At 64.9% G+C, this 17,809-nt stretch carries 13 protein-coding genes; 4 read left to right on the forward strand and 9 right to left on the reverse strand.

The features are described 5' to 3' along the window. Window positions 1-234, reverse strand: coding sequence for a hypothetical protein (locus KVO92_RS06025; protein WP_217474712.1), 234 nt, complete (start codon window positions 232-234; stop codon window positions 1-3). Between the two features lie 183 nt (window positions 235-417). Between KVO92_RS06025 and KVO92_RS06030 the strand changes: the two genes are divergently transcribed. Then, window positions 418-1,749 (forward strand): erythromycin esterase family protein, encoded by a 1,332-nt coding sequence (locus KVO92_RS06030; protein ID WP_217474713.1) that lies wholly within the window; start codon window positions 418-420, stop codon window positions 1,747-1,749. Between the two features lie 3 nt (window positions 1,750-1,752). Further along, window positions 1,753-2,430, forward strand: coding sequence for a phosphoribosyltransferase (locus tag KVO92_RS06035; protein ID WP_217474714.1), 678 nt, complete (start codon window positions 1,753-1,755; stop codon window positions 2,428-2,430). A gap of 4 nt (window positions 2,431-2,434) precedes the next feature. Here the strand turns inward: KVO92_RS06035 and KVO92_RS06040 are convergent, their stop codons facing one another. The 6 genes from KVO92_RS06040 to cysM all read right to left on the reverse strand — a co-directional run bounded on the left by KVO92_RS06040 (window position 2,435) and on the right by cysM (window position 9,883). After that, complete coding sequence (locus KVO92_RS06040; RefSeq protein ID WP_217475459.1) at window positions 2,435-2,680, reverse strand: hypothetical protein; 246 nt, start codon at window positions 2,678-2,680, stop codon at window positions 2,435-2,437. Between the two features lie 92 nt (window positions 2,681-2,772). Beyond that, window positions 2,773-3,312 carry a DUF2058 domain-containing protein gene (locus KVO92_RS06045; RefSeq protein WP_021207675.1) on the reverse strand — a complete coding sequence of 180 codons (540 nt, stop codon included), beginning with the start codon at window positions 3,310-3,312 and terminating at the stop codon, window positions 2,773-2,775. 102 nt (window positions 3,313-3,414) lie between these two features. Further along, window positions 3,415-4,245: a nucleoside triphosphate pyrophosphohydrolase gene (mazG, locus tag KVO92_RS06050; RefSeq protein ID WP_217474715.1), complete on the reverse strand. Its 831-nt coding sequence runs from the start codon at window positions 4,243-4,245 to the stop codon at window positions 3,415-3,417. 1,001 nt (window positions 4,246-5,246) lie between these two features. Further along, a complete protein-coding gene (gene relA / locus KVO92_RS06055; RefSeq protein ID WP_217474716.1) occupies window positions 5,247-7,493 on the reverse strand; it encodes a GTP diphosphokinase in 2,247 nt (748 codons plus the stop codon). Between the two features lie 98 nt (window positions 7,494-7,591). Next, a complete protein-coding gene (rlmD, locus tag KVO92_RS06060; RefSeq protein WP_217474717.1) occupies window positions 7,592-8,947 on the reverse strand; it encodes a 23S rRNA (uracil(1939)-C(5))-methyltransferase RlmD in 1,356 nt (451 codons plus the stop codon). Window positions 8,948-8,980: 33 nt separating this feature from the next. Next, the gene (gene cysM, locus KVO92_RS06065) at window positions 8,981-9,883 is read right to left on the reverse strand and encodes a cysteine synthase CysM (RefSeq protein ID WP_217474718.1); all 903 of its coding nucleotides are present in this window, start codon (window positions 9,881-9,883) and stop codon (window positions 8,981-8,983) included. Window positions 9,884-10,086: 203 nt separating this feature from the next. Here cysM and ggt point away from each other — a divergent pair, with 203 nt between their 5' ends. Beyond that, entirely contained in the window at window positions 10,087-11,877 is a 1,791-nt protein-coding gene (gene ggt, locus KVO92_RS06070) for a gamma-glutamyltransferase (protein WP_217474719.1), read from the forward strand. A 1,129-nt stretch (window positions 11,878-13,006) separates the two neighbouring features. Here the strand turns inward: ggt and KVO92_RS06075 are convergent. Next, window positions 13,007-15,760 carry a response regulator gene (locus KVO92_RS06075; RefSeq protein ID WP_217474720.1) on the reverse strand — a complete coding sequence of 918 codons (2,754 nt, stop codon included), beginning with the start codon at window positions 15,758-15,760 and terminating at the stop codon, window positions 13,007-13,009. 123 nt (window positions 15,761-15,883) lie between these two features. After that, complete coding sequence (locus KVO92_RS06080; protein ID WP_217474721.1) at window positions 15,884-16,510, reverse strand: trimeric intracellular cation channel family protein; 627 nt, start codon at window positions 16,508-16,510, stop codon at window positions 15,884-15,886. A gap of 122 nt (window positions 16,511-16,632) precedes the next feature. Between KVO92_RS06080 and KVO92_RS06085 the strand changes: the two genes are divergently transcribed. Continuing rightward, window positions 16,633-17,535 carry an HTH-type transcriptional regulator ArgP gene (locus tag KVO92_RS06085; RefSeq protein WP_217474722.1) on the forward strand — a complete coding sequence of 301 codons (903 nt, stop codon included), beginning with the start codon at window positions 16,633-16,635 and terminating at the stop codon, window positions 17,533-17,535. The last annotated feature ends 274 nt before the right edge of the window (window positions 17,536-17,809 follow it).

Genomic DNA, 17,809 nt, shown 5'->3' on the forward strand with positions numbered 1-17,809 from the left:
TCAGGCCTGGGAAATTCCGGTGACGGTGATACCGAAGCGCTCCGCTAGGCGGGTTGCCGGCGTTTCCTCGATGTCCGGATCATGCTCGTAGGCATCCTCCTCTCCGGCATAGTCCTGCTCGGCCTTCTGTGTCACCAGCGCTACTGCCTCGTCTATGTCCGGCTGATGCTCGGATTCGGTCCTGATGATGGATGTGTTGCCGTCTTTACTGTACGCGATGATCCAAGTCGTCATGGCTACCCCCCTTGTTCTAGCGCCTCCGGCAAATTCGTTTACCGATATTGACGTCGCCTTGCTTAGAGACTAGTCCGTCGGGATCAGTTCTGCCGCTTACGCTTGTTCGGACGACCTGCCGAACGGTCTGAACAGGGCCATCCAGCGTCGGTCATCGGTAAGAGGAGACCAGGAGACGCGGCCATGATTCGATCACGCCAACGCCCTACCGAGAGCACCGATGAACAGCTGATCGAGCGCCTACGCCACCATGCCACGCCGTTGCCGGCCTTGGACGACCCGCTGTTCGCCGAACACTTCGACCAGTTCGCCGACGCGCGGGTAGTGCTGATCGGCGAGGCCAGCCACGGCACGTCCGAGTTCTACCGCGCCCGGGCGCAGATCACCCGACGACTGGTCGAGCACCACGGGTTCAACATCATTGCCGCCGAGGCCGATTGGCCGGATGCCGCGAAGATCGATCGTTATGTGCGGCATCATCAGCCGCCAAGCTGGGTGGAAGAAGGTTTCAAACGTTTTCCGACCTGGATGTGGCGCAACCAGGAAGTCGCCGACTTCGCCGGCTGGCTGCGCAGTCACAACGAGGGCCTGCCGCCCGAGCAGCGCGTCGAGTTTCGCGGCCTGGACGTCTACAGCCTCGGTTCCTCGATTCGTGAGGTGCTGGATTACCTGGACCGGGTCGATCCGCAGGCCGCCAGCGCCGCGCGGCGCCGCTACGGTTGCCTCAGCCCCTGGCACGAGGAGCCGGCCGTCTATGGCCACAAGGTGATGCTCGGCGAGCCCTCCTGCGAAGACGAAGTGGTCGAACAGTTACGCGCATTGCTCGATCAGCGGCTGCGCTACCTGGAACGCGACGGCGGCAGCTTTTTCAACGCCGAGCGCAACGCCCGGGTCGTGCTGGCCGCCGAGCAGTATTACCGGGCCATGTACCAGGGCTCGGCCGAATCGTGGAATCTGCGCGACCGGCATATGTTCGACACCCTGCGCGCGCTGCTGGAGCATCGAGGCGACGAGTCCAAGGCCATCGTGTGGGCGCACAACTCGCACATCGGCAATGCGGCCTCGACATCCATGGGCTGGGGCGGCGAATTCAATATCGGCGAACTGTGCCGGACCGCCTTCGGCAGCGACGCGGTGCTCATCGGCATGGCCACCGATCGCGGCGAAGTGGCCGCGGCGGACAACTGGGACGAGCCCATGCAGATCAAGCAGGTCCGCCCTTCCCGTCCGGACAGCTGGGAGAATCTGTTCCTGCGTACCGGCATCGCGGCGTCGCTGACCAGCTGGCGCAACGCGGCCTCGTTGCGCCAGGCCCTGGCCAGACCGCGTCTGGAGCGCGCCATCGGCGTCATCTATAGGCCAGCCACCGAGCGCCAGAGCCACTATTTCCAGGCCATTTTGTCCGAACAATTCGACGCCCTGATCTGGCTGGAGCAGACCACCGCGGTGACGCCGATCGGCCCTCAGAAGATCGACGACGAGATCGTTCCGGATACCTACCCATTCGGAGAGTGAGTCATGCGCGCGTTCATGCCTGAATCCCATTTGTTTCGCGACCGCAGCCATGCCGGCCTGGAGCTGGCCGAAGCGCTGAATCATCTGGCCGACCAGGACCCGCTGGTGCTCGCGTTGCCGCGCGGCGGCGTGCCGGTGGCCTTCGAAGTGGCACAGCGGCTCGGCGCGCCCCTGGACCTGGTGCTGGTACGCAAGATAGGCGCACCGGGCAACGAGGAGTTGGCGCTGGGCGCGGTGATTGACGGTGCCGAGCCCAAATGGGTCATCAACCAGGAGCTGTTCAACCAGATCGCACCGCCGCCCAACTGGTTCGAAGAAGAAATGCAGCGTCAGCTGACCGAGCTGGAGCGTCGTCGGCATCGTTACTGCGGCGAGCGACCGGCGCCGGTGATCACCGGGCGCTGCGTCATCGTGATCGACGATGGCATCGCCACCGGTGCCACGGTGCGGGCGGCGCTCAAGGGACTCAGGCAGTCGAAGCCGAGCCGCGTCGTGCTGGCGGTGCCGGTCGGCCCACGGGACGTGATCGAGATGCTGAAAGCGGAAGTCGACGAGTTGGTGTGCCTGGCGATGCCGGAGCCATTCATTGGCGTGGGCTGCCATTACGGCAATTTCGAGCAGACCCCGGATGAGCAGGTGGTCGACCTGCTCGCTCGGGCATCCGAGGTATCGCCGCGCTAGCCGGTCAGGCCACCGGTGCCGGCGGTGGCTGGTCCGGAATGGTAGGCTCGCCGGGTTCGCTGGGCAGGTCCGGCACGCCGGGTTCTTCCGGGTCGCCCGGTACGCCGTTGGCCTGCACCCCGAACGTGTCGAGTTCGTCCGCGTAAGGATAGGTTTCCATGTCGCTGTCCTCCTGCTGGTCCACAAGCCCGGATGGGCTATAGCAGTAGAGCGCCGGCAGACGGCAGAAATCCATCCTTCCGTCGGGCATGGCAACACACCCGCGAGTTGCGCGGCGCTACCGGTGCGCGAGCGCACTCATGACCGGTAGCACGTAGCTGCCACCAAGCTGGCGGCAAGGGCTTACCACATCAGATCGTCAGGAATCTGGTAGGCGGCGTACGGATCGTCGGCATCCGGGGCTTCGGTCTGGGTATTGAGCTGAACGATGCGGCGCGGGTCCCGTTCCTGGATCTTCAGCGCTGCCTCGCGCGGGATGACCTCGTAACCGCCACCGTGGCGGACGATGGCCAGCGAGCCGCTGGACAGCTTGTCGCGCATCAGTTTGTTCACCGACAGACGCTTGACCTTCTTGTCGTCGACGAAGTTGTAGTAGTCCTCGGTGGTCAGCTTGGGCAGGCGGCTGGTTTCGATCAGTTGCTTGATCTGTGCGGTGCGGGCCTTCTGCGCGGCCTTCTCCTGCTGCTGCCGGTTCAGCTCCTGGTCACGTGCCAGCTTCTCGGCCTGGGCCTTGAGCGCCGCTTCGCGCTGAGAGTCGTCCTTTTCGATCTGGCCTTTCTTGACCAGACGCTGCTGTTTCTGCTGCTGCTTGCCGGCCTGCTTGGCCTGCTTCTCATTGACCAGCCCGGCTTTGAGCAGCTGATCGCGAAGGGAAAGACTCATGTTCGGCTCGTCTCGTGATGAATTCAAAATGCGCAGGTAAACATGCGTAACGGCGCTGAGGCGCATTGTGGTGGATGTGAAAAGCGACATCCACCCTCGTGGCTAGCCGCAGGACGTTGAACGCTCGCTTTTCTTGGCCTCGCCCCACAGCGCGTCGAGTGTTTCAAGGTCGCAATTTTCGATGGCCCGTCCGCTGTCTCGCAAGGCTTGCTCGATGAAACGGAAGCGACGTTCGAACTTGCCGTTGGCCGCGCGCAGGGCGTTTTCCGGATCGACCTTCAGGTGCCGCGCCAGATTCACCACGACGAACAGCAGGTCGCCAATCTCCTCGGCGATCGCCTCGGGATCGTTCTCGCTCATGGCCTCGAGCACTTCGTCCAGCTCCTCGCGCACCTTGTCCACCACCGGCAGTGCATCCGGCCAGTCGAAGCCGACCTGGGCCGTGCGCTTCTGCAGCTTGGCGGCGCGGCTCAAGGCGGGCAGCGCGCTGGGTACATCGTCGAGCAGCGACAACTGCTCCGGCGCGGCGGCTTTTTCGGCGCGCTCTTCAGCCTTGATCTCCTCCCAGCGCTGCTTGATCTGCGCCTCGTCGAGCCGGGGCAGCTCGGGCGAGCCATAGAGGTCGCCATCCGGAAAGACATGCGGATGCCGACGCAACAGCTTGCGGGTAATCCCGTCGACCACCGCGTCGAACTCGAAACGCCCCTCCTCCTTCGCCAGCTGGCTGTAGTAGACGACCTGAAACAGCAGATCGCCCAACTCGCCGGGCAGGTGATCGAAGTCACCGCTCTCGATGGCATCTGCCACTTCGTAGGCTTCCTCGAGGGTATGCGGCACAATGCTGGCGTAGTCCTGTTGCAAGTCCCACGGGCAGCCATGCTGCGGATCACGCAGCCGGGCCATCAGGTGCAGCAAGTCGTTGAGTTGATACATGGGAATCCTCGGTGAAAGCCTGAGATTGAAGCAGCGCCCATTGTAGGGTGGATGACGCTCCACCCATCCACCTGGCGCCGCCCATCACGACGTCAGTCCCGCCTCGATAGGGGCATGGTGGATGTCGAACGCGGCACCTCTACGACCTCCTCGATCAAAACCGAAGAGCGAAGCCGAGCCATTGTAGGGTGGATGACGCTCCATCCATCCACCGCGAACGCCCGTCACGATGTCAGTCCCGCCTCGATGGGGTCATGGTGGATGTCGAACGCGGCACCGCCCACGACCTCCTCGATCCAAAACCATAGAGCGAAGCCGAGCGATTGTAGGGTGGATGACGCTTCACCTATCCACCGCGAACAGCCCATCACGATGTCGGTCCCGCCTCGACAGGGTCATGGTAGATGTCGAACGCGGCACCGCCCACGACCTCCTCGATCAAGACCATAGAGCGAAGCCGAGCGATTGTAGGGTGGATGACGCTCCACCCATCCACCGCGAACAGCCCATCACGATGTCGGTCCCGCCTCGACAGGGTCATGGTAGATGTCGAACGCGGCACCGCCCCCCGACCTCCACGATCAAGACCATAGAGCGAAGCCGAGCCATTGTAGGGTGGATGACGCTCCACCCATCCACCGCGAGCAGCCCATCACGACGTCAGTCCCGCCTCGACAGGGTCATGGTGGATGTAAAAAGCGACATCCACCCTACGATCGGCCCATCAGCGTCGTGCGACGGGCCGCGAGCCGAGCGTCGCGAGCGAAGAGCTGGCTAGGCGAAGCCCAACCGAAAAAGCGGAGTTGGCTGTTGCCAATGAGCATTTTTCGGTTGGGCTTCAACAACGCCAGATCGAGCGCAGCAGCTCGGAATTCATTGCAGGCCTGACCGTCACGAGCAAAGGCCAGACAAGGCGCAAGCCTGCTGAAAAAGCGGAGTTGGCTATTGCCAATGAGCATTTTTCAGCAGGCTTGCAACGCCGTATGGCCGAGCGCAGTAGGTCAGGTGGTGCGCTGGCGTTTGGCTTCGATGATATTGGGCAACTGAGAGATGCGGCTCAGCAGCCGTCCCAGGGCGTCCAGCCCGGGTATCTCGATGGTCAGCGTCATCTGGGCGGTGCTGTCTTCCTTGTTCGAGCGGGTGTTGACGGCCAGCACGTTGATCCGCTCGTTAAGCAGGATCTGCGAGACATCGCGCAGCAGGCCGGAACGGTCGTAGGCACGGATGGTGATGTCAACCGGGTAGGTTTTTTCCGGAATGGGCCCCCAGCTGACCTGGATGATGCGTTCCGGCTCGCGCCCGGCCAGTTGCAGCACCGAGGCGCAATCCTGGCGATGGATGCTGACGCCACGACCCAGCGTGATGTAGCCAACGATGGGGTCGCCCGGCAGCGGCTGGCAGCAGCCGGCCATCTGCGTCAGCAGGTTGCCGACGCCCTGGATCTGCACATCGCCCCGCTTGCCCGGCTTGGTGCTGGTGGGTCGACGCGGGATCAGCTCGAGCTGATCGGCCGCATGACCATCCGGCTCCACCAGCTGCTGGGCATGGTTGACCAGCTGGGCCAGGCGCAGGTCTCCGGCACCGAGCGCGGCGAACATGTCTTCGGCGGTCTTCAGGTTGGCCTTTTCGGCCAGCTTGTCGAAGTCCACCGGTGGCAGGTCGAGACGCCCCAGCTCACGCTCGAGCAGCGCCTTGCCGGCCGCGACGTTCTGGTCGCGGGCCTGCAGTTTGAACCAGTGGACGATCTTCGCCCGCGAGCGCGAGGTAGTGATGTAGCCGAGGTTCGGGTTCAGCCAGTCGCGACTGGGCGAGCCGTGCTTGCTGGTGATGATCTCGACCTGCTCGCCGGTCTGCAGGCTGTAGTTGAGCGGCACGATGCGCCCGTTGATCTTGGCGCCGCGGCAGTTGTGGCCGATTTCGGTGTGCACGCGGTACGCGAAATCCAGCGGCGTGGCGCCTTTGGGCAGGTCGATGGCGTGCCCGTCCGGGGTGAACACGTAGACGCGGTCCGGCTCGATGTCGACGCGCAGCTGGTCGGCCAGCCCGCCGATGTCACCCAGCTCTTCGTGCCATTCGAGCACCTGACGCAGCCAGGCGATCTTCTCTTCATAGTGGTTGGAGCTGGAGTTGACGTCGGTGCCCTTGTAGCGCCAATGCGCGCAAACACCCAGTTCGGCTTCCTCGTGCATGGCGTGGGTGCGGATCTGCACTTCCAGCACCTTGCCTTCCGGCCCCAACACGGCGGTGTGCAGCGAGCGGTAGCCGTTTTCCTTGGGGTTGGCGATGTAGTCGTCGAATTCCTTGGGAATGTGCCTCCACAGGGTGTGCACGATACCCAGCGCCGTGTAGCAGTCGCGGATTTCCGGCACCAGCACGCGCACGGCGCGAACGTCGTAGATCTGGCTGAACTGCAGACCTTTCTTCTGCATTTTCCGCCAGATCGAATAGATGTGCTTGGCACGGCCGTCGATTTCCGGATGGATGCCGGTGGCGGTCAGTTCGTCCTTGAGCTGTTGCACGACGTTCTGGATGTACTGCTCGCGGTCCAGCCGCCGCTCGTGCAGCAACTGGGCGATCTGCTTGTACTGCTCGGGCTCGAGGTAGCGGAAGGACAAATCCTCCAGCTCCCATTTGATGTGACCGATGCCCAGGCGATGGGCCAGCGGCGCATAGATGTCGAAGACTTCGCGGGCCACGCGATGGCGCTTGTCGTCGTCGGCGTTCTTCACCGCACGGATGGCACAGGTGCGCTCGGCCAGCTTGATCAGCGCGACGCGCACGTCATCGACCATCGCCACCAGCATCTTGCGCAGGTTTTCCACCTGGGTCTGGGTGCCCAGCACCAGCGACTCGCGTGGGTTGAGGCTGGCGCTGATGGCGGCCATGCGCAGCACCCCTTCGATCAGCTTGGCGACCACCGGGCCAAACAGCTGATGCACCTCGGCCAGCTGGATCTTGCCCTCGCGCACGCCTCGGTAGATCACCGCGGCCACCAGGCTGTCCTGATCGAGTTTGAGATCGGCCAGAATCTCGGCGATTTCCAGGCCTGTCTGGTAGCTGGACGTGCCTTCGCTCCACAGATTCTGCGCCGCGTTAGCCTGCTGCTCCGCCGCTCGGGCGAACTCGCAGGCCTGTTTGAGTGCGTCGCGGTCGAGTGCCGGGTCCATCCCCAGCACATGATCGAGCCAGCCTTCGAGATTGATACTGCCGTCGGTATTGATCGGCTGAAGCGCTCTGACCTGGACCATCTATCTACCTTCCTTCTACGCATCGTCTGCGTCATACGCCGGCTTTCTCGGAGCCGGTCGGTTGAACCGCAGGCCTATCGCCTGCCAAGAATTCCGTACTACGCCGGCCGCTCGAACAGCGCCATCGCCTCGACGTGTGCGGTCTGCGGAAACATATCCAGCACGCCGGCCCGCTCGAGTCGATACCCCTGACGGACAAGCTCGGCCGCATCACGTGCCAGCGTCGCAGGGTTGCATGAAACATAGACCACGCGCCTTGCGCCTAAAGTCGTCATCTGCCGCACTATTTCCAGCGCCCCATCCCGCGGCGGATCGAGCAGAACCGCGGCGAAGCCACCCTGGGCCCACTGCGCCTCGACCAGCGGCTTCGACAGGTCCGCCTGATAAAAGTGCGCCCCTACCAGACCGTTATGCGCCGCATTGGTGCGGGCACGCTCGACCATCTGCTCGCTGCCCTCCACCGCCACCACCTGTGCACCAAGACGCGCCAGGGGCAAGCTGAAATTCCCCAACCCGCAAAACAGGTCCAGCACTCGCTCGCCCGCCTGCGGTGCCAGCCACGCCAGCGCCTGGGCCACCATTGCCTCGTTTACCGGCGCGTTGACCTGAACGAAGTCGCCGGGGCGCCAGGCCAACTCCAGATCCCATGCCGGCAACCGGTAGCCCAGCGAATAAGCGGGCTCCAGCGGCTGCGGTGCACCCTCGCCCTGCAGCCACAGCTGCACGCCCTGCTCCTGGGCGAAGGCTGCGAGGCGCTGCAGATCCGTTGCAGCCAATGCCGCCGTGTGGCGCACCAGCAGCGCTTCGGCGGTGCCGCTGAACAGTTCCAGGTGACCGATCGCCTGGGGCTTGTCCAGGGCATGCAGCACGTCCAGCAATGCCGGCAACAGCGCTTGCAAGGGCTGTACCAGCACAGGGCACTCACGAATGGCGACGATGTCCTGGCTGGCACTGGCCCGGAAACCGACGTCCAGACGGCGAGCCTTGTGGTCCCAACGCACCGCCAGCCGGGCGCGCCGACGATAGCCGAACTCGGGACCGCTGAGCGGAGCCGCCCAACTCGCCGGCTCGACGTTGGCCAGGCGCGACAGCTGCTCGGACAGGCTGCGCTGTTTCAGGGCGAGCTGATCGACCGCGGGCAGATGCTGCAGATTGCAGCCCCCGCACACCCGCGCATGCGGACAGGGCTCGACGCGGCGCTGCGGGCTGGCGGTCAACACCCGCTCGCTACGCGCTTCGACGACCTGGCTGCGTGCGCCCAGCACCCGCGCCTCGACCGTTTCGCCCGGCAAAGCGCCCTCGACGAACCAGGTGCGCCCCTCGACGAAGCCGATGCCACGTCCATCATTGGCCAGGCGCTCGACCTCCAGCCGCTGTTTCTTGCCGGTCGGGATCTGTGGCTTCTTCTCGCCACCACTGGGCTGGAAGCGCAAGCCACCGCTGCGTTTGGCCATTAGCGGCTACCGCCTTGAACAGGCATGAATTGGTCAGTTGGGTTCGTCATACACGCCCGTCGACAGATAGCGATCGCCACGGTCGCAGATGATCGCAACGATGACGGCGTTTTCGACTTCCTGCGACAGCCGCAGCGCAGCGGCCACCGCACCGCCGGAGGACACGCCGCAGAAAATGCCTTCCTCGCGGGCCAGGCGGCGCATCACGCGCTCGGCCTCGTCCTGCGACATGTCGACGATGCGGTCGACGCGCTCGGACTGGTAGATCTTCGGCAGATATTCCTGCGGCCAGCGGCGGATGCCGGGAATCGAGGCGCCCTCCATGGGCTGCAGGCCGATGATCTGGATGTCCGGGTTCTGCTCCTTGAGGTAGCGCGACACACCCATGATGGTGCCGGTGGTGCCCATGGAGCTGACAAAATGGGTGATGCTGCCCGCGGTCTGCTGCCAGAGCTCAGGGCCGGTGCTGCTGTAATGCGCCTCGGGATTGTCGCCGTTGGCGAACTGGTCGAGCACCTTGCCGCGCCCTTCCGCCGCCATTTTCACCGCCAGGTCGCGAGCCCCCTCCATGCCCTCTTCCTTGCTCACCAGAATCAGCTCGGCGCCGTAGGCGGTCATCGCGGCCTTGCGCTCGGCGCTGGAGTTGTCCGGCATGATCAACACGAACTTGTAGCCCTTGATCGCCGCGGCCATGGCCAATGCGATGCCGGTGTTGCCGGAGGTGGCCTCGATCAGGGTATCGCCGGGCTTGATGTCGCCGCGCGCTTCGGCCCGGGCGATCATCGACAGTGCGGGGCGATCCTTCACCGAGCCGGCGGGGTTGTTGCCCTCGAGCTTGACCAGGATGGTATTGCTGGTTTCGCCCGGCAGACGCTGCAAGCGAACCAGGGGCGTGTTGCCGACGCAATCGGCAATGGTCGGGTACTGAATTGTCATGGCGTCGATGAACCGAGCGGCATTTGGAAGGCGCACATGATACCGGCAACGACAAGGCACGGGCAGACCACTCGACCTGCATCGAAGCCCAGGCGCTGAAACGCGACAATGAATCAAGCGTAGCGATCGAGCTTGGCAGATGGTGATCAGTAGTCTAGGTCTATAAGCAAGACGTCTATTTCGCGCCCACAAGGAACCCGCCCATGCCGCTCGGCCCGCTCGCACTGGTCTTCACCTTTCTGCTCACCGGCTTGACCGCCTGCTCCACACCCGACACCGCCAGCCATATTCCGCCCGCGCCCGAAGCCTCCAGTGGCTACACCGCCAAACCCGGTTGGGCGACCGAGCACTTCGCCGTGGCGGCGGCCAATCCGCTGGCCACCGAAGCGGGCTACCGGATTCTCAAGGCCGGGGGCAGTGCGCTGGACGCGGCTGTCGCCGTGCAGATGGTCCTGAGTCTGGTCGAGCCGCAGTCCAGCGGGCTGGGTGGCGGCGCCTTCCTGCTGTACTGGGATGGTGAGCACGTGACGGCACTCGACGGTCGCGAAACCGCCCCGGCCGCCGTGGACGAGAACCTGTTCATGAAGGCCGACGGCACGCCGATGGACTTTCAGCAGGCCGTTGTCGGCGGGCGCTCGGTAGGCGTGCCGGGCACCGTCAAGATGCTCGAACAGGCGCACCGGCAGTTCGGCAAACTGCCATGGCGGGACCTGCTGCAGCCGGCTATTCAACTGGCCGAAGAGGGTTTCGAAATCAGCCCGCGGCTGCATGGCCTGCTGGCGAGCGATCCGGCCCTGCGTGACAACCCGCCCGCCGCGGCCTTCTATTACCAGCCCGACGGATCGCCGTGGCCGGTGGGCCATCGCCTGCGCAACCCCGCCCTGGCCCAGTTGCTGCGCAACATTGCCGACGGCGGCAGTGACGCCTTTTACCGCGGCGCCAACGCCCAGGCACTGGTGCGCCAGGTCAACGAACAGGACAACGCGGGCACCATGACCCTGAGCGATCTCGAGGTCTATCAGCCGCGCCAGCGCGATGCGCTGTGCAACCTGTGGCAGCAGCGCTATCAGGTCTGCGGATTTCCGCCACCCTCCTCCGGGCACCTCACGCAGATGCAGATCCTCGGGATACTCGAACGCTTGTCGCCGCTGCCCGCGCTGGACCAGGGCGTGCCCTCGGCGGAGTTCCTGCATCGCTATACCGAGGCCTCGCGTCTGGCCTACGCGGACCGCGCCAAGTACATCGCCGATCCCGATTTCGTCCCGGTACCGGGGCGCACCTGGAACAGCATGCTGGCGCCCAAGTACCTCAAGCAGCGCGCCGAGCTGATCGGCCCGCGCAGCATGGGTACGGCCGAAGCGGGCGAGCCAGGCGAGATGCCAGTCGCCTTCGCCCCGCAGCGCGAACAGCCGGAATACGGCACCAGCCATATCAGCATCGTCGACGCGCAAGGCAACGCCCTGGCGATGACCACCACCATCGAACAGGCCTTCGGCTCGCGCCTGCTCAATGACGGTGGCACCGGCTTGCCTGGCGGCTATCTGCTGAACAACGAGCTCACCGACTTCGCCTTCGAACCGCGCGACGCCCAGGGCATGCCGGTGGCCAACCGGGTCGAGCCGAACAAGCGGCCCCGTTCCAGCATGAGCCCGACCCTGGTCTTCAATGCGGCGGGCGATCAGTTGATGGCCAGCGTCGGCTCGCCCGGCGGCGCGGCGATCATTCATTTCACCGCCAAGACCCTGCTGGGCATGTATGGCTGGGGCCTGGATGCACAGCGCGCCATCGATCTGCCGAATTTCGGCAGCTTCAACGGACCGACGGTGCTTGAAGCCGGCCGCTTCCCTGAAGCCACTGTGGAGTCGCTTGAGGCGCGCGGGCATCAGGTCAACGAAGTCGAGATGACCAGTGGATTGCAGGCGATACAGCGCACCAGCAGCGGTTGGTTCGGCGGCGCCGACCCAAGACGCGAAGGCGTGGTGATGGGCGAATAGCCCCAGCCAAAAGCGGCTTCCTGCGTCACCTCATGCAGGAGGCCCGACCCCGGACCGAATGATGTTGAGCACGCCTGACCGGATCGCCCCAGGCCTCGTCTTCGCGGCAACTGAATTCGCCGCGGGGGGCGCGGCTCCCACAACAGCGACGACCTGCGTCACCTCATGTAGGAGGCCCGACCTCGGGCCGAATGAGGCCGAGCAGCCCTGACCGGATCACACCAGACCCCGTGTTCGCGCCAACCCATTCGCCGCGGGGGCGCGGCTCCCACAAAAGCGGCTTCCTGCGTCACCTCATGTAGGAGGCCCGACCCCGGGCCGAATGAGGTCGAGCAGCCCTGACCGGATCACACCAGACCCCGTGTTCGCGCCAACCCATTCGCCGCGGAGGCGCGGCTCCCACAAAAGCGGCTTCCTGCGTCACCTCATGTAGGAGGCCCGACCCCGGGCCGAATGAGGTCGAGCAGCCCTGACCGGATCACACCAGACCCCGTGTTCGCGCCAACCCATTCGCCGCGGGGGCGCGGCTCCCACAAAAGCGGCTTCCTGCGTCACCTCATGTAGGAGGCCCGACCTCGGGCCGAATGAGGTCGAGCAGCCCTGACCGGATCACACCAGACCCCGTGTTCGCGCCAACCCATTCGCCGCGGGGGCGCGGCTCCCACAAAAGCGGCTTCCTGCGTCACCTCATGTAGGAGGCCCGACCTCGGGCCGAATGATGTTGAGCACGCCTGACCGGATCGCCCCAGGCCTCGTCTTCGCGGCAACTGAATTCGCCGCGGGGGCGCGGCTCCCACAAAAGCGACGACCTGCGTCACCTCATGTAGGAGGCCCGACCCCGGGCCGAATGATGTTGAGCAGCCCTGACCGGATCACGCCAGACCCCGTGTTCGCGCCGAACCCATTCGCCGCGGGGCGCGGCTCCCACAAGAGCGACGTTCAGCCCTCGCCCTGTGGGAGACCCGACCTCGGCCGAATGAGGTCGAGCAGCCCTGACCGGATTGCCCCAGGCCTCGTCTTCGCGGCAACTGAATTCGCCGCGGGGGCGCGGCTCCCACAAAAGCGACGACCTGCGTCACCTCTGTAGGAGGCCCGACCCCGGGCCGAATGAGGGGTCGACGACGTCGCGCTAGACGACGCGGGCCTCGACTTCCAGACGTTCGATAGCGCTATCGAGCTCGTCCATCGCCTGGGCGGCGCTCGGGTGGTTCTGTTTGAGCAATGTTTCGCTACGCTCGCAGGCCGCCCGCAGCTGGGGAACACCGCAGTAACGCGTGGCGCCATGCAAACGGTGCACGCGATCGATCATCGCCTGACGGTCATTGGCCAGGCGCGCCTCGCGAATGATCTGCCGGTCATCTTCCAGCGACGCCAGCAGCATACTCAGCATGTCCGCCGCCAGATCGGCCTTGCCCGCGGCCAGACGCAGCCCCTCTTCGGCGTCCAGCACCTTGAGGTCGTTCTCCGGCAACAGCACTTCGGCCGGTGCGGCGAGGAAACTTCGCGCCAGTGGCAGCCCGGTCCATTTCAAGATGACCTGGGCCAGTTGCCGCTCGCTGATCGGCTTGGTCAGGTAATCGTCGAGCCCGCTCTGCAGCAGCGAACGCTTTTCGTTGGACAGCGCATGGGCGGTGAGCGCGATCACCGGCATCGGCGGCTGGCCATTCTCGATTTCCCATTGGCGGATCGCCTCGGTGGTCTGGCGCCCGTCCATGCCCGGCATCTGCACATCCATGAACACCAGGTCGAAGGACTTATGCTTGACCGCCTCCAGGGCCTCGGCGCCGCTGCTCACCGCGTCGACGTCACCGCCCATGTCGGTGAGCAGGGTTTCGAGCAGGAGCAGGTTTGCCGGATTGTCATCGACACACAGCACCCGCGGCGGCCGCGTTTCGGGTAGCGCAAGGCTCTCGCCCAGCGCCTGCGGCGGTCGCAGCAGGTCCAGCAGCACGCGCTGCAACTTGCGGGTGCAAGCCGGCTTGCTTTGCAGCTGGGCATGGGTATGGGATTCCGGCAGCGCTTCGTGGTATTGCGACTGCTCACTGGTCGGGCAAAGCACGATGCACTTGCAGCCCAGCGCCTCGAAGTCCCACAGCCGCTGGCACAACTGCTGTGGCGCGATTTCACGCTGGCTCACGCCGAGCACCGCGATCTCGATGGGCCCCTCGCTCGCCTGCGCGCCGGCGACAGCGCCTTGCAGCAGGTCCAGCGAATCGAACGGCAACACCTCCAGCCCGCAGCTTTCCAGCTGATGCTGCAAGGCTTGGCGCGCCAACGGGTGCTGCTCGAGCAAGCCGACCCGACGCCCCAGCAGGGCCGCGCGAGGCAGATCCTCGATGTCGTCACGGGCTTTGGGCAGGCTCAGGCTGATCCAGAACTCGGAGCCTTCCTCCGGAATGCTGTCGACGCCGATTTCGCCGCCCATCTGCTCGATCAAACGCTTGGAGATCACCAGCCCGAGCCCGGTCCCGCCCGGTTGGCGTGACAGCGAGTTATCCGCCTGGCTGAAGGCCTGGAACAAGGCGCGCAGGTCCTGATCCGTCAGGCCGATGCCGGTGTCTTGCACGCTGATGCGCAGCTGCGCGCGGTCGGCGCGCTCGTCCTCGACCATGGCCCGGACGACGACGGTGCCTTCGTTGGTGAACTTGATGGCATTGCTCACCAGGTTGGTCAGCACCTGCTTGATGCGCAGCGGATCGCCGATCAGCGACAGCGGCGTGTCGCGATAGATCAGGCTGACCAGTTCCAGGTGCTTGGCATGCGCCGCTGGGCCGAGGATGGTCAGGGTGTCCTCGATCAGATCGCGCAGGTTGAACGGGATGCTGTCGAGTACCAGCTTGCCGGCCTCGATCTTGGAGAAGTCGAGGATCTCGTTGATGATCCCGAGCAGGCTGTCGGCAGACTTCTCGATGGTCGACAGGTAATCCTGCTGACGCGGTGTCAGATCGCTCTTCTGCAGCAGATGGGTGAAGCCGAGGATGCCGTTGAGCGGCGTGCGGATTTCGTGGCTCATGTTGGCCAGGAACTCGGACTTGATGCGGCTGGCCTCCAGGGCTTCCTTACGCGCCAGGTCCAGCTCGATGTTCTGGATTTCGATGGTTTCGAGGTTCTGCTGCACGTCCTCGGTGGCCTGGTCGATGCTCTGCTGCAACTCCTCGCGGGCACTGAGCAGCGCCTCGGCCATGCGGTTGATGCCCGCCGCGACTTCGTCCATTTCATGGCTGCCGAGCGGGGGCAAACGTGTTTCGAGGTAGCCGTCCTTGAGCTGCGCCACCGCCACCTTGACCTTGTGCAACGGCTTGCTGATCGCCGTACTCATACGCAGCGCCAGCAGCGCGGTGATGATGAGGCCCGCCCCGATCAGCAGCAGGCTGGTGAACAGGCTGCGGTAACCACGCAGCAAGGTGCCCTGGTGCGACAACTCCAGCTCCAGCCAGCCGATCTGGCGGAGCTCGTCGTTCGGGTTGTCCACCGCCAGGTTCAGGTGCTTGCCCAGCACCGGCAGGAGGATGCGCGTGGTGTCGACGCTGCTGACCTGGGTAAGCGCCTCGGGATCGCTGGGCGGCGAAGGGGTGATCATGTTCGGCCCGGCATGGGCCTGCTGATTGCGCTCGGTGTCGAGCACCGAGACCGCGCGCACATCCGGCTGGTCCAGCACCTGGTTGAGGATTCGCTGCAGGCGCTTGCCGTAGCCCTGCGCCATGGCCGGCGCCGCCAGGGGGGCCAGCTGTTCGGCGATGAGCTTGCCGCGCTCGTCGAGCTGATGGCGCATCTCCGACAACTGCATCCACGTGAAGTAGATACCCAGCGCCACGGCCAGCACCGTGCTGGGCAGCAGTATCAGCACCAGCAAGCGACTCTTGATTCCCAGGTCTTTGAGCACGGATCCATTCCCCTGATTGCCAGGCCGCTAGTGTAGCGGCTAGCCGGGCTGGAATCTGCCTACCAGAGCCGGCGGCTGCCGGAAGGGAACAATCGCCTCGTGAGAACGGCCAGCTGTGGCCGATCAGTCCAGGCCGCGGATGTCGCGCCCTTCGAAGTGGGGAAGCTGCCAGTGAAAGGTCATCGCCAGCACCCGGAACAGGAACCCGGCACAGAGCGTGGCGAGCGATGCGATGGAGTTGCCGACACCCAGCCACAGCAGGCTGACGTAGAGCACCCCGGTGAACAGCGCCACCGTGGCATACAGCTCGCGCCGCAGCACCATCGGCACCCGGTTGCAGAGGATGTCGCGCAGCAGCCCGCCGAACACCCCGGTGATCACGCCGGCCAACACGACGATCGACAGGTGCGCGCCCATGTCTATCGCCACGCCGCAGCCAATGACGGTGAAGGCCACCAGGCCCAGGCCGTCGACCAGCAGGAACACCTGCCGCAGGTGATGCATGTGCCGCGCGATCAGGGCGGTGACGATGGCCGCGCCGACGGTGAAACCCAGGTACTCGGGATGAGCGATCCAGCTGATCGGGTAATGCCCCAGCAACACATCACGCGCCGTGCCGCCGCCCAGCGCAGTGACGGTGCCCAGCATGCAGATGCCGAACAGGTCCATGCCCCGGCGCATGCCCATGATGGCGCCGGACATGGCTTCGGCCGTGATGGCGATCAGGTAGATAATGTGCAGCAGTGTCACGGGAGGACTCCAACGGGTAGGCAAGTGAAAGGCGCGCAATTATGGGGCACACTCCGGTTAAATCGATGTGATTTAAGAAATTTAGGCTATGCAAATATTTATTTAATCTGAGGACCGAGGACTTGAATCTCGACCCCAAACAGACTGAAGCCTTTCGCGCAGTCATCAAAACCGGCAGCTTCGAGCAGGCGGCGCTGCGTCTGCACCTGACGCCGCCAGCGATCTCGCAGCGCGTGCGGGCCCTGGAAAGCGCCCTGGGGAATGCCCTGGTGGTCCGCAGCCGCCCCTGCCGCCCGACTGAAACCGGGCAGCGCTTGCTGCAATACCTCAAGCGCGCCGCCTTGCTCGAAGCCGACCTGATGGCGGATCTGGCCGAACGCAGCGACGCGGAGCTGGTGGTGGTCGCCGCCCTCAACGTCGACAGCCTCGGCACCTGGTTTTTTCCGGCCCTGGCCGAAGTGTTGATTCGCGAACGGGTGCTGCTGGACCTGACGGTCGAGGACCAGGACCACACCTACAGCCTGCTGGAGACGGGCCTGGCGATCGGCTGCATCAGCACCGAACCCAAGCCCATGCGCGGCTGCACGGCAAGCCCGCTGGGCAGCATGCGCTACCGGCTGGTGGCGTCTGCGGCGTTTCGCCAGCAGCACTTCCCCAACGGCCTGAACCGCAATGCCGCACGCCAGGCGCCCGTGGTCGCTTATACCCGCAAGGACCGTCTCACCTCGTCTTTTCTGCTGCACGAGCTGGGCCTGCCCGAGGGTGCCTACCCCTGCCACTACGTCCCCGGCGCCGAACCGCGCTTTCAGGCGATCCGCTACGGACTGGGCTATGGCATGGTGCCGGAAGCCTTGCTGCACGAGGCGCTGGCGCAAGGCACGGTGGTCGACCTGGCGGACAAAGCGCCCCTGGATATCGCGCTGTACTGGCACACCTGGAAGGTCCAGTCGCCGCGCATGGAGAACCTGTCGCGACAGATCATCGAAGCCGCGCCCAGAATCCTTGCACGGCCGGAAGGCAACTGATCCGCCCGCCGCCACGTTCACTGTAGGAGCAGGCTCTGCCTGCGACCCAAGACCTCGGCGCACACCGACCCAGCGGTCGCGGGCAGAGCCCGCTCCTACAGAAGCCGTAGCCGTACAGGCGTGCTGGCTCGCAAAACAGGGCTATTGAGGCATGGCCGATTGCCGGCCGAACTATCGTGGTTCGGTTATTCCGACGGTTGCTGTAGGAGCAGGCTCTGCCTGCGACCCGTGGCCTCGGCGCACGCCGGACCTCCGTTCGCGGGCAGAGCCCGCT

It is taken from the genome of Stutzerimonas stutzeri (genome assembly GCF_019090095.1).
GTDB lineage: Bacteria > Pseudomonadota > Gammaproteobacteria > Pseudomonadales > Pseudomonadaceae > Stutzerimonas > Stutzerimonas stutzeri_AN.

What these genes read in the sequence shown, in the direction of transcription:
- rlmD (WP_217474717.1), bottom strand. Translation starts at nt 8,947, where the DNA reads ATGGCCAAACGCAGCGGTGGCTTGCGCTTCCAGCCCAGTGGTGGCGAG.
- mazG (WP_217474715.1), bottom strand. Translation starts at nt 4,245, where the DNA reads ATGTATCAACTCAACGACTTGCTGCACCTGATGGCCCGGCTGCGTGAT.
- KVO92_RS06040 (WP_217475459.1), bottom strand. Translation starts at nt 2,680, where the DNA reads ATGCCCGACGGAAGGATGGATTTCTGCCGTCTGCCGGCGCTCTACTGC.
- cysM (WP_217474718.1), bottom strand. Translation starts at nt 9,883, where the DNA reads ATGACAATTCAGTACCCGACCATTGCCGATTGCGTCGGCAACACGCCC.
- KVO92_RS06025 (WP_217474712.1), bottom strand. Translation starts at nt 234, where the DNA reads ATGACGACTTGGATCATCGCGTACAGTAAAGACGGCAACACATCCATC.
- KVO92_RS06030 (WP_217474713.1), top strand. Translation starts at nt 418, where the DNA reads ATGATTCGATCACGCCAACGCCCTACCGAGAGCACCGATGAACAGCTG.
- KVO92_RS06045 (WP_021207675.1), bottom strand. Translation starts at nt 3,312, where the DNA reads ATGAGTCTTTCCCTTCGCGATCAGCTGCTCAAAGCCGGGCTGGTCAAT.
- relA (WP_217474716.1), bottom strand. Translation starts at nt 7,493, where the DNA reads ATGGTCCAGGTCAGAGCGCTTCAGCCGATCAATACCGACGGCAGTATC.
- ggt (WP_217474719.1), top strand. Translation starts at nt 10,087, where the DNA reads ATGCCGCTCGGCCCGCTCGCACTGGTCTTCACCTTTCTGCTCACCGGC.
- KVO92_RS06035 (WP_217474714.1), top strand. Translation starts at nt 1,753, where the DNA reads ATGCGCGCGTTCATGCCTGAATCCCATTTGTTTCGCGACCGCAGCCAT.